Annotated in this window: 1 protein-coding gene; it reads right to left on the bottom strand. The window is 73.8% G+C overall.

Features of this window, described 5'->3' with window-relative positions; genetic code table 11:
- A partial coding sequence (locus ACWEN3_RS46915; RefSeq protein WP_452984609.1) for a condensation domain-containing protein occupies positions 1 to 1,055 on the bottom strand: 1,055 nt, incomplete at both ends.

Raw genomic sequence — 1,055 nt, forward strand, 5'->3', positions numbered from 1 at the left:
CGCGCGGGGTTGACCACCTCCACCAGATGCTCGAACGGCACGTCCTGGTGCGCGAACGCCTCCAGCGCCGACTCCCGCACCCGGCCCACCAGTTCCGTGAACGACGGGTCGCCGGACAGGTCGGTGCGCAGGACGAGGGTGTTGACGAAGAAGCCGACCAGGTCGTCCAGAGCCTCGTCCGTGCGCCCCGCGATGGGGCTGCCGACGGCGATGTCGGTGCCCGCGCCGAGGCGTCCGAGCAGGGCGGCGAGCGCGGCCTGGAGGACCATGAACATGCTGGCGCCCGAGCGCCGGGCCAGCGCGGCCAGCCCGGCGTGCAGGGCCGGGTCCACCTCGACCAGCAGAAGTCCGCCCCGGTAGGAGGCGACTTGCGGCCGCGGCCGGTCCGTGGGCAGCGTGATCCGCTCGGGCAGTCCGGCCAGTTGACCTGTCCAGTACGAGAGCTGGCGGGCGAAGACGCTGTTCTCGTCCCGGGGGTCGCCGAGCAGGTCCCGCTGCCACAGGGTGTAGTCCGCGTAACTCACCGGCAGCGGCGCCCACTCCGGCTTGCCGCCCTGGCAGCGGGCCGTGTACGCCGTCGCCAGGTCCCGGGAGAGCGGTCCGGTCGACCACCCGTCGCCGGCGATGTGGTGGATCACGATCAGCAGCACGTGCTCGTCCCGCGCCAGTTCGAACAGCTCGGCGCGCAGCGGAGGTTCGCTCGCCAGGTCGAAGGGGTGGCGGGCGGCCTGAGCGAGCCGCTCGGGCAGACGCTCGTGGCCGATCGCGGTGAGCGGCACCCGGGGCCGGGCCTCGTCGGGGTCCAGCACCCGCTGGAACGGCACGCCGTCGCTCTCGGAGAAGACGGTCCGCAGGCTCTGGTGGCGGGCCACGACGTCGGCCAGCGCTCCCCGGAGCGCCTGCTCGTCGAGGTCGCCCGAGAGCCGCAGCGCCAGGGGGATGTTGTAGGTGGCGCTCGAACCCTCCATGCGGTGCAGGAACCACAGGCGGCGCTGTGCGAAGGAGAGCGGGACCCGCTCCGGGCGCTCGGCCGCGGTCAGCGCGGGGCGCGCCTG

The sequence above is a fragment of the Streptomyces sp. NPDC004561 genome (assembly GCF_053602155.1).